The sequence below is a fragment of the Paenibacillus sp. J22R98 genome (assembly GCF_059383835.1).
The window spans coordinates 110,668-121,961 of record NZ_JBXENW010000009.1 but is presented as its reverse complement, the minus strand read 5'-3'; the positions used below and the strand labels follow the sequence as shown (position 1 = coordinate 121,961).

Genomic DNA, 11,294 nt, shown 5'->3' with positions numbered 1-11,294 from the left:
CAGACACATGTCTTCTTCATATCTACTGCTGAAAGACATTCAACCCGAGTTGGCTTCAATTGTTAAAGAAGCAGAAAACTCGCTCTGGACAAATCCGCGTTCGATGCTTATGCAGGGCCGGTTGTTCGGGGAGCAGCTAGCAACCATTGTAGCTCGTCAAGAAAAGGTAGAGCCGGTATATGCAATTAAGCAAATTGACCGACTCCAATTGCTCGAACGAAAGGATCTTATCTCTCCAGAGGTAAGATCCAGTTTCGAATGGCTGCGGATGAATGGCAATTCCGCTGCTCATGATAGTAGAGAGGTTCCAATAGATATCGCCTTAACCGCGCACCGTCAATTATTTGAGCTGAGTGCTTGGTATGTTGAGACTTATGGGCCGGTAACCATGGAAATTCCGGTATATTCAATGCCTATTCCAGCGGCAGTGGATAAACAGGATCAAGAGAACTCGTCTTCCAATGAGCTTAGCGAGAGGCTCCAAAAACTTATTGAAGACCAACTCTCTGGGAAACTTCTATCTTCTATTGATGAGAAGTTTATCGAAATTCAAAACATGCTGAATAAGTTTGCAGGCGGCATGGACGAATGGGCACGTAAAAGTAATGAGTTAGCGAAAGAGCGCAGTGTGGATTCGACGGATCTGAAGGACAACACAGAGCACGCTGTAGATCGAGAAGTTGCAGTAACGGATGAGACGACGGAGACACAGCAAGAGATTGAAATCGCGGATTACCTAGCCAGTATCTCACTAGAAGTATTAGATAAGAGAGGTAACGGTGGAGCACTATGGGTAATTGGTGGATGGGAACATAAGGATGTTTTGTTCTCGCTCAAACTTTATGGTCTATCTTTTCGCTTTGCTCGCAACGGTAGTCAATCTACAAAACGTAAGCCAGCTTGGTTTCTCATGGGGAAGGACCCTTCGGTACAGCACTGGGTTGTTCCACAGATATTGAGCGAAGGTGACCTTCACAGTGAACAAGATGCGACCGAAGTTGAGCAGGTGGAGTCAGGGGAAGAAGTTAGTCCTACTTCTTCATCCGCTGTTTCAGTGTCAAGTCTTGAAAAAGAAACTGACTCCGATTCTGACGTAGTAACGGGAATCGATGAGTTACATCAATCTGATGAGATAGAGAATGGTGTGTTTGTTCCGACAGCTATTAGATTTAATCGCATTGATGTGTATGAGTCAAGCCGATTAAGTGAAATTTCCACCGAGTTTGGCATCGATTGTTTTAAAGATTGGACGGAGGACAAACTGAAGGAACTTTATCGTAAGCAGCCGAAAGTTCTTCATGATGTGCTTGTTCAGTTATGGTTCTTTGGCGTTGAATTTCGAGGGGAATTGAGCCGGTTCATTAAATTGGAACGTTCAGCAAACGCATCCATTATGAGTGGGCTGAAGCCAGGTATTGTTCTTCAGGATGTTCTGGCCCTTGATATCTCTCGAATGTTGGAACGCTTCGGTATTCGTGTAACCGATCAGTTAGATGGAGTTCCTCTTCCTTCCTTAGAGTGGCTGCTTAGGGGCCGGTACGTGGATGCGATTCAGACTTTGGACAAATTTAAGGTAACGTCAGTTGAACCTGAATCTATCGACGATGATACGCGGCCTCACCTGGAAAGTGTAAATAACGAAGCGTTCACGCTGTATTTTCATGGACGCCATCTAGTCATTCCTGATCGTATGCTGGATGTGGAAATAAGCAGTATACCGATCTATGGATGCACTGCACTTCTTGGTAAAATGAGATCACCGCGTAATATCATACGTTTAAGAGAGCTCCCGATGGATTTAAACGATCTGGTAGCCGAAATTAAAGGTGCCGGTGTAGGAAACGTTGAGAAGTTGTTCAATCAGTTGAAGGAGTATATTCATGGACCAACTGATAAAGAAGAACTAGTGGTTGAACCAGTGATTGATGCTGAATCTGTATCTCTTCAGTATGTTAATCAATCGGCATATCAGAGCGGTAAACTCGTATGGAACAATACGGTCATAGAGCTGCAGGAGGAAGATTTCGGTATTGAGCTAGTCCCTGCATACTTTCCGACCGTACCCCTAATTATTCAGAAGTTAAAAGATCAGCAAATTGTGAAAGTAGGAGATCTGCCTACGGGGCTCGAAACACTCTTAAATATTCGAGGAGCAGGAAGTACTGTTATTACTAAATTTGCGGGGCATCTTAATTCTCTATTAAGTGATACTCGAATTGCACGCAAGCAGGCGCAAGAGTGGCAAGGTATGTCGATTGAGGATCGAATTACATTCAGCATGCAGCACGTGGAATCAGTTATTTCGGTGAAGCTCTCAGAAAGTGAAATTGGTCAAAACAGGAATCTGCAAATTCTACATTTACGTTGGGTGGAGCGAAGAGAAGGGCGTAAGGCTACGCTGGAATGGCTGGGCCAACGGTATGAATTAACACGTGAGCGAGTTAGGCAAATCATTAGCAATATGCTGAAGAAGTTTCATCCTGATGTGCAGTTATTGGAAAAAGCGCTTAAAGAGGCTTGTGAAACGAATGGAAGTTATTATTGTTATCCCATTGACATTATTACAAGTTTCACGCATGGCATAATCGAGCAAGTTGTGGAGGAATATGAGGGATTAGTTTATCTCGAACAATACGGTTGGTGGACGGTTCGATCGCAAGAAGAGTTTGAACTTAAGGCAGAGGAGCTTCGTCAGCGGTTTCGTACAGCATTGAGAGGTAGAATTGAGCCCCTTGATCAAGTTACGTCCGTCGTAGCTGAACTCGTAGATACGGGTCTTCCGTCTGAGCTAGGGCTCCAAATAATAAAGCCAGAGCTCGTGGAGACGACAGATGGCCAATATATTCTAACCAAGACAATGAAATACGAAATTGTTGAAATGGTCATGCGGACTTATCCCGAAGGAGTGGAGATATACAAACGAGCAAGCGAGTTGTGTGAGCGAGCTAACGGGATTCGACCTGGTGAGTTTACGCGGGATCGAGATTTCACTTCTGTTATCCAACGGGATGAATTCAGTGAAACTGCATATCTATGGGGACGTGGAACGTATATTCATCATTCTTTCGTCAGTGTAGATCGGGATCTCATTCAGGAAGTGTCGGAGCAAGCGCTGCAGCTACTAGAACGTAGAAGTCCGATTTCTGTGGGGCGACTGTTCCAATTATTCGAAGAGAAGCTCATTCGAGGAAATGTCCCGAATGAATATGCACTATACACCATGCTTCGCAAATATGGATCCGAGCAGCTTGCTCCTAATAAGTTTCCGCACATCTGGCATAAGGATGACGCTTTTCAACTTAGCAATGCCGAACAAATCAAAGTCTTTATTCGTGAGCATCGGGAACCGCAGACATTGGAGCAGCTTAGAGACGAGTTCGTACAAAAGCGTGGTTGGAAGCGGTTTACCTTGGAGTTCTCCATTAGCGTAGATAGTGACTTCGTTAGCGCTGACTTAGGGGTAGTTGCGCTCAGAGAATTTTATCCGTACTTTGAGCATGATTTTACGCTAATTATTAAACAACTGCAGGCACTGCTGTCTGAAACAGGTATTATTCATGTTAACAGATTATTTGAACTTACCAATAGTGATTGCGCGCAAATGGGAATTTCATCATCCTATCTGCTGTATGATCTGCTGCAAGGCTTGGACTTGTCCAAGGTACGCTTTGCCCGTTACCCGCTTATTGCTAGTGAAGATCATCCGCTAGAAGATTTGACGCTTCTCTCCATGGTGGAACAGTACATCGAGGAGCAGGATGCTGAGGTTCCACGGGAACTTGTTTATCATTGGGTAACCGAGGAAGTAGGGGCTAAGGATGCGACTCTAGACATAGCCTTAGCGAATAGTCGTAATATCTATTACTATCGAAGCGGGCAATTCGGTGAGTATATCCATCGGAATCGCTTCGGCTGGACCGAATATAAGGAGCAAACTCTTGTTGAGTATGTAACAAGGTATTTAGACAGCGAGGAAGAAAACGGTCGGTATTTTGTTACCTTAGACAGTGTCTGGAATCCAGCGCTTTTTCCAGCCTTAGATAACGGCTTGGAATGGACAGAGGATCTATTCTTGGATTGTCTCAGGAAGAACGGCAAGTTCAGACTTCTTGGCTCAGTAGATTGTATTATCGTTCGGATTGATGATGCCCGTATCCAGAATGAAACGAATTGGATCGCTCATGTTCTGATGAGGGAGTTTAATGGTAAAGCATATCTTAGAGAGCTCCAAGATAAACTTATGCAATTCAGATACTCAAAAGATGGACGGTTTCTATTTGAGACAGTAACAAGGCTGGAAGATGGAACTGCTCCATTTAAATTAGACTCCACTTACGTTGTATCGAACTCAACATATGTAGAGAAGTATTAAATGGTAAACAAGCTGACTTCCGATTGCACCGGTGTCAGCTTGTTTTTTTACTTTAAAATATACAACAAACCACAGTAAACCACTGTTATTGTTACAGACAAAAAACTGGGAGTATAGTACTATTTTGTATAGTATGAGTTGTGAAGAAGAGCATAAATGTAATAATACGAAACATTCTGAGGGAGCGGCTGCGAGTGGAGCTTTATAAAGAATTTTGGATTTCTCTTCAAATATTGGTGTTTCTATGGGCTCTCATTCATCTAGGAATATTTATCTTCCGGGAGTCGAGATTGATGAGCAAAATCAAAATGAGCTTAGATGCATTACATAAAGGGGATTCTTCGGCAGAACTTGATCGGCAGATCAATGGAATTTTTAGTGAAGCAGACGCTTCCAAAATAAAATACGCACAGCAATGGAAAAGATACTTCGACCGCGTCTCCCAAAGGAATGCAGATGAGCGGATTCGAATTGAACCTTACCTAGGAGCGGAGACATTAAATCATCACATGGGCTATCGCGCTTGGGTTGATGTAATGGGTGGTATCTTCGTAAGTCTCGGCGTTCTAGGGACTTTTATCGGTCTCGTATTTGGTTTGGCGCATCTTGATCTCGGAACAACCGATACACTGAAAACGAGTATCCGTCAGCTCCTCTCCGGCATGGAGTCCGCGTTCTACACTTCAATTATGGGTATTGGACTTTCTATTTTGTGGACAGTCATTGATCGTTTTACTAGTGCCCGCTTTGAATCCCAGGTTGATTGGCACGCTGAGCGTCTAAACTTTCTGCTTAATGCGGATGACGAAGAGTTATTCTTGAATCGACTAGAGAAGGTTTCAAGAAATCAAGCTGACCATCTCAAAACACTGCTTACTGATGCATTAGAGAATGCGATGCGTCCAATAGCTGATCTTATGCAGCAACAAGTACATATCTCTCAGCATCAGTCACAAGATATCACGAAGAACTTGGTTGACCAGATTACAGGTGGAACGGATAAAACTGTCCAATCGTTTAGTGATTTAATTGAGCAGACTCAAAAAATGCAATCAAATATGCTAGAGACGATGAATGACATCGTCAATCGATACAAGGAGACAGAACGTCAACATGCTGAATCGCTAGAACAATTTGCACAGATGTCTGGACAATTCCGTAAAATCGTAGACGATTCACAACGATTTAGCGAAAATATTAACCATATTGCCTTGAACGTTGGAGTAATACAAGATCAGCTAGTCGAGATGCAAGGTATCCAGACGAAACTATTGCCCGAGCTAACAGAGCTACGTTCGAAAACAAATGATATTGCCATGGATACGCTTGAGAAGTCTGAGCACTATTTAAACCGCGTTGAGCATCAGATTGGGCAAATGCAGACTCATTGGCAGAGTGCAAGTGAAGATATGAAGGCTACAAGAGAAGTGCTCAACGTTTCTGTCAAGGATTTTGCAGACAATATAGATAGTGGACTGAGTAAGACATACAATCATTTCGATAATACATTAACTAGAGCGATGCAAAGTATGGCTGGTTCAGTTAACCGAATGCATGAACTGCAGGAAGAGTTGATCGAAGTATTTGAGGAACTTGGAGAGATTCTAACGAACCAAAAAGATGAAGTGGTATCTGCATCATGAAAAGTAATAAAAAAGAAAATGTAAATTGGTGGATGTCTTATGCAGATTTAATGAGCGTTATGCTTATGGTATTTGCACTTATTATGGTTGTCGTTGTTCTAGATGTCCAAGACAGCTCTGAGAAAAGGGTAGCTGCAGAGCAAAAGGCTAAAGAGTCGCAAGAGCAGGCTAATGAGTTGCGGGAAATGGCGGAACAGAAGACAAAAGAGATCGAACAAGCCATTGGTCTTAAAACTGAGATTATTAAGGAATTAATGGCGTTCTTCCGGAAGTCCAATTTACAAATTGAGATTGATCAACAGACGGGAGCGATTCGATTTCCGGGGAGTATTCTCTTTGAGCCCAAGTCGTATACGATCTCGGACAATGGTAAAGCATTTTTGAAGGACTTTGTTCCCAAATACATGGGAATCTTACTTCAAGATAAATTTAAAAGTAAAATCGCTACGATTATGATTGAAGGTCATACAGATGACAATGGGACCTATATGTATAATATGGAGCTATCACAAAACAGAGCATTTTCAGTGTTGAAATACATGTATAGTGATGATTTCCCTAACTTCGCGCAGCGAGCCTACAGTCAAAAGTTCGTTACATGTAATGGTAGAAGCTTTAGTGAACCGATACTGAAGAGTGATGGGAAGATTGACGCGGAAAAATCGCGTAGGGTGGAGTTTCTGTTCAGGCTAAAAGATGAAGAAGCGTTCCAAGCCATTGAGAAGTTGGTGCAACAGAAATGAATTTCGAGTATCTCCCAATGACGTTGCAAGCTTGGGTTGTGGAATATGAACGGAATTACGGTGGGTCAGAAAAGGTAAAGCCAATAGACTTCTCTAAGTACCAGAATAGTATTGAAGAGTTATATGCTGAGTTTACTCTGCTCAGGGAGACAGAGGATGAAAAGGCCTTTCAACAATGGGCAGCTAACCTTAACCGGCGGAAGAAGGGTTTATTACCTTTTTTATTTCAGTTCGAGTTATCAAACGAGTGGGAAACAGCATTAGTACAAACAATAAGAGGAGAAATAGAAACTAACCACCGTTCGTTCCGACTTATGCTGGAAGCTTTCTATCAAATTGGTATTCTCAATCCAATGTGGAATCTTGTCCAATATTCCTATTTAACTCATCTTGATAGAATTGAAAGAAGATTCCAAGAGTCATCACGAGATCAATGGAGAGAGTATTTAAATAATTTAAATCCTATCAATTATTTGAGTGGGCAACTAGCTAACTCAGATAAAGGGCGATTCAAGGATCGGATTGCAACTTATGGTGTCAGCGAAAACCATTCCTTCTATCGTTCCGTATTTCTTGAAACGATAACAGAGGCAGAGGCTGCTTTTTTCCTTCAAGAGCAGCAACTTTACCTGTCAATTCTCTATGAGGCTACAAGCCAAGAACAGCAGCATATGGTCCACAGCTTAATTACGAACTGTAATCTGGATCAAGTAGAAAAGTTAGCAGAATTAATTTACGACTTAATGGGAACGTACAGACTTAAGCCCCTGTTGTGGGAAAACGTTGGGCAGGCTGAGAAAGAAAAGTTTGCTCGATGGATACTACAAAAAACGCTCAGAGAATTCTTTAAGGATGTTGACACGAATCATGAACGTTATAAATATTGGGAGAAATTTATTGGGCGATTGAATAATGCAATGGCATTGGATAAGAACACAACACTTCTTATGTACTTCCCTGATGTTGTCATAATGGAAGTCCTAGGGGGCGGTGCCGTTTATGTGTATGACAATGCAACATTCAATAAACACTTCCAGCATAGAATTGATCAACTATTAGCTCGTCGCGAGCAAATGAAATCAAAACCTTGGTACTCTGCAGGTGACATAAAGCGCACTGAATTAATGAACAAGGAGCTTATTGTAGAGGGCGGGTGGCTAAGGCACTTTGCAGGCTGGCAGCACAATTTTGATCATTGGTTGCGTAGCAATTTAAAGTGGGAGGTAAACCGACATGTCCTTCTTCAAAAGGAAGCTGAGTGAACTTAAAACTACCTTCGGTATTACGGAAGCTGGCGTGAAGATATCATTCCAAGAAGTAGTCGGGAAGCAGAGTGATGAACTTCAGCTGCCATTTAATAAGGAATTGATCCAAAAGTTATATAAGGCTTCAGGATTTGAGCGTTATATAGCCTGGGAGGATCTATTTGACTTAGAAGTGCTTCAAGAAGGTCTGCTGCCCTTTGAAACTTATTTTAAGATGATTAATGATGAAGATGGAATAGAAATTCTTCGCACTTTGGGGCTGCCTGTCAAACCTACCGAAGTTATGGGAACGCTCAACTTGGAGTCATTGCCGCAAGAAGCAAAGCTACGGCTTGATCTAGCGGATAATCAGGGGCGAAATCTTGATCGGATTGGAAAAGTAGCTGGTGCAATTGTAGAAACGAAGGAAGCGCTATTGTTGCTTCCTGAAGATATCTATCGTTTGAGAAGCGCTATTCAAGATACTTCTTACCAGGACCCTTATCAGAAAGTAGCTGTCTGTCAGGGTTTAGCGCAGCAAGCGGGAGTTCGAACAGATTCTTTCTTAGAGAAAGAACAATATCATGTGATCGATCTGTATGATATTGATGTTAAGGTACACAATCCGGAACATATTGAAATTGTACCTCGGGGAGAGAACGATTTTGAAAGTGAAACTCTTCAAGATCCTAATCCGAGAAAGAGTTTCGCTAAAGGCGATCGGCGTGAACGTTACGTTAGAAGCCCGAAAGTGAGCGAAGAGTTGAATAAACTGCTCACTAAGAGGCATATCCATGGCGAAGAAGTGCCCATGTTTCTCGAGAATCCATCGGCACTTCTACCGGAATTTGACTACATGATTGATTTGGAGGCTTTTTCTGACAGGGTAAGAGGAATAATACCGATTCAAAAAGCTCAACCGCGCCCAATGGGAGGCGGGAAAATAAGTTGGTTTGATAGCGAGTCGGGAGCTAGTATACCGCTTGATGAGTCTACTCTAAGAACTTTAATGGAAGAGAATCCAGATAAGCAGTATATAGTCCATGATGGATCCTGGGTGTATCTGGATCCCACTTTGCGGAAGCAGCTGCTCGGTGATGATATGGTCGAGGAAGAAGCTGACCCGTCTAGAGGTCATATACTCGACATTATGGAGAATGAAGAGAATCTAGAGTATTCAGTAAGTGTAAAGAATGATTATAACCCATCTCTATATCCGCTTCCTGTAGGTCTGAAAGCTGATCTGTTCCAGCATCAACTGGAAGGTTATCAATGGTTATGTCGTCTACATGAACAAAGTCGTGGCGGGCTCTTGGCTGATGATATGGGTCTTGGGAAAACGATTCAAGTTATTGCTATCTTGCTGCGACAGCAAGATAGAGATCTATTAAAACCAACATTACTTGTGTTGCCTATTGCATTGATCGAGAACTGGATCGTAGAGATCGAGAGGTTTGCTCCTGCATTATCCCAAAGCGTATATATCCACCGTGGAGGCGGTCGCTTACGTTCACATGAACAAATTAGTCGTTACGATCTCGTTTTAACGAGTTATGATACGTTGAAATTAGACCAATTAGTATTCGGCAAAATTAACTTCCGCGCCATTATTTGCGATGAAGCGCAAAATATAAAATCCCATACAAGCCAAAGATCTCGCGCGCTTCGGGCTATGCAAGGCGAATTTCGGCTAGCGATGACGGGAACGCCGGTAGAGAACAGCTTGGATGAATTATGGGCTATTATGGATTTTGTTCAACCAGGTTGTCTGCATTCATTAAAGGAGTTTCGTAATCGTTTTGGAACAAATGCCGACTATGATGGTTTACTCCGAATGATTGAACCCCACTATCTGCGTCGAACTAAGAAGCAGGTTCTTGCGGATCGCTTACCCTCAAAGATCGAGAACGATCCGATCTATATCGATGCTTCTTCAGTACAACGTGCCATATCACGTGCCATGCTACAAACTAAGGAGACCGGGCAAATTGCCATTCTCAATATGCTGACTAAGCTTCGGCAGTTGTATGGCCATCCTGGGGCTATTATTCCGAACTATGAGGCGCTTGAGCTGAATGAAGTACCCAAACTTGCTAAGGTAATTGAAATTTTGGATGGCGTGAAGGAACGAGATGAGAAAGCGCTTATTTTCACTGAATTCCGTCGTATCCACAGCATAGTGAAGCGAGTGCTTATGCACCGCTACGGAATATCCGTGCCCATCATAGATGGCGATACACCGAATAGACAATCGGTTGTAAGAGACTTCAACTTATCAAAGGGATTCGGTGTCATGCTGCTGTCTCAGAAGGCGGCTGGAGTAGGTTTAACGATTACGAGCGCTAATCATGTTATTCACTATACGCGTTGGTGGAATCCGGCGGTTGAGAACCAAGCTACTGACCGAGCTTACCGAATTGGCCAAGAAAAGGATGTCCATGTGCATCACATCATTACTCGTGATGCACAGAACTTCCCGCAAGGTACCGTTGAAGAACTCATGCATGAGTTGCTGGAGAGTAAACGTGAGATGGCGGAGAATGTGATTGTGCCTTTTGACGTGAATGAGATTAAGAAGATGTTGGAAGATAGGTTATTGGGAAGTGCGATTAAACTTTAAATAACAAGATGCGATAGAGTTGAGGGGGAATATACGATTAATCCACTCAACTCTTTTTTTTGACCGGAACATTCGTTCTTGACAGCTATATGTCAAAATGAAATGTTACTCTAAACGTATTAGCAGTTATAGCTGAAGGAGTGATATTATGTCAGGGAACGAAGTAGTGGACCTAATCGATGTTCCTGAAGCATCTTTCCCAGAAATTACAGAAGACCAAGCGATTAAAGCTTACATGGGAGCTCTCATTCAAATTCATGACAAATATGATGCGCTTTACTTCTTCTCATGTATGAATTTAATGAATGCTTATGTGAAAAAGGATAAAACAGGGGAGTTCGCAAAACGATATATTTTTAAGGAGTATGTAGTTAGTGGCATAGAGCAGGTCATACTTAAAGCGATCCAAGGTGTAGATGTATATCTTAATCATGAGGTTACATATGTTTCATTATTTAATTTACAATTTAGCTTTCATAATATCAAACCATCCCAATATCTTAAACGTAACTATATAAATTCTCATCATAACAATAAACAAGAGTGGAGCGGTATTCGATTACAGCCAGCAGCTGGCGTTATTTTTGAATGGGCCGAGAAAGTTAGAAAGACTAGAGGGAAGATCTTACAAAAGTGAGTAGTTCGAAGTGAGTGAGGTATCTGTAACCATTA

The 11,294-nt window shown here is 42.3% G+C and carries 6 protein-coding genes; all 6 read left to right on the top strand.

Going from position 1 to position 11,294, the window contains the following annotated elements; translation table 11 throughout:
* Positions 1–7: 7 nt before the first annotated feature.
* The 6 genes from AC50Y3_RS23010 (at position 8) to AC50Y3_RS22985 (ending at position 11,259) form a co-directional block, all read left to right on the top strand.
* Positions 8–4,372 carry a sigma factor-like helix-turn-helix DNA-binding protein gene (locus tag AC50Y3_RS23010; protein ID WP_494821064.1) on the top strand — a complete coding sequence of 1,455 codons (4,365 nt, stop codon included), beginning with the start codon at positions 8–10 and terminating at the stop codon, positions 4,370–4,372.
* 293 nt (positions 4,373–4,665) lie between these two features.
* Positions 4,666–6,015: a MotA/TolQ/ExbB proton channel family protein gene (locus tag AC50Y3_RS23005; RefSeq protein WP_494821063.1), complete on the top strand. Its 1,350-nt coding sequence runs from the start codon at positions 4,666–4,668 to the stop codon at positions 6,013–6,015.
* The gene (locus AC50Y3_RS23000; protein ID WP_494821062.1) at positions 6,012–6,758 is read left to right on the top strand and encodes an OmpA/MotB family protein; all 747 of its coding nucleotides are present in this window, start codon (positions 6,012–6,014) and stop codon (positions 6,756–6,758) included. The genes AC50Y3_RS23005 and AC50Y3_RS23000 overlap by 4 nt, the downstream gene beginning before the upstream one ends.
* A gap of 17 nt (positions 6,759–6,775) precedes the next feature.
* Positions 6,776–8,020: an EH signature domain-containing protein gene (locus AC50Y3_RS22995; protein ID WP_494821061.1), complete on the top strand. Its 1,245-nt coding sequence runs from the start codon at positions 6,776–6,778 to the stop codon at positions 8,018–8,020.
* Positions 7,992–10,622 carry a DEAD/DEAH box helicase gene (locus AC50Y3_RS22990; protein WP_494821060.1) on the top strand — a complete coding sequence of 877 codons (2,631 nt, stop codon included), beginning with the start codon at positions 7,992–7,994 and terminating at the stop codon, positions 10,620–10,622. Before AC50Y3_RS22995 ends, AC50Y3_RS22990 begins: the two co-directional genes overlap by 29 nt.
* A gap of 148 nt (positions 10,623–10,770) precedes the next feature.
* Positions 10,771–11,259 (top strand): hypothetical protein, encoded by a 489-nt coding sequence (locus tag AC50Y3_RS22985; RefSeq protein WP_494821059.1) that lies wholly within the window; start codon positions 10,771–10,773, stop codon positions 11,257–11,259.
* Positions 11,260–11,294 lie beyond the last annotated feature (35 nt).

Coding starts and splice junctions, on each gene's coding strand:
- AC50Y3_RS23010 (WP_494821064.1), top strand. CDS start 8: ATGTCTTCTTCATATCTACTGCTGAAAGACATTCAACCCGAGTTGGCT.
- AC50Y3_RS23005 (WP_494821063.1), top strand. CDS start 4,666: ATGAGCAAAATCAAAATGAGCTTAGATGCATTACATAAAGGGGATTCT.
- AC50Y3_RS23000 (WP_494821062.1), top strand. CDS start 6,012: ATGAAAAGTAATAAAAAAGAAAATGTAAATTGGTGGATGTCTTATGCA.
- AC50Y3_RS22995 (WP_494821061.1), top strand. CDS start 6,776: ATGACGTTGCAAGCTTGGGTTGTGGAATATGAACGGAATTACGGTGGG.
- AC50Y3_RS22990 (WP_494821060.1), top strand. CDS start 7,992: ATGTCCTTCTTCAAAAGGAAGCTGAGTGAACTTAAAACTACCTTCGGT.
- AC50Y3_RS22985 (WP_494821059.1), top strand. CDS start 10,771: ATGTCAGGGAACGAAGTAGTGGACCTAATCGATGTTCCTGAAGCATCT.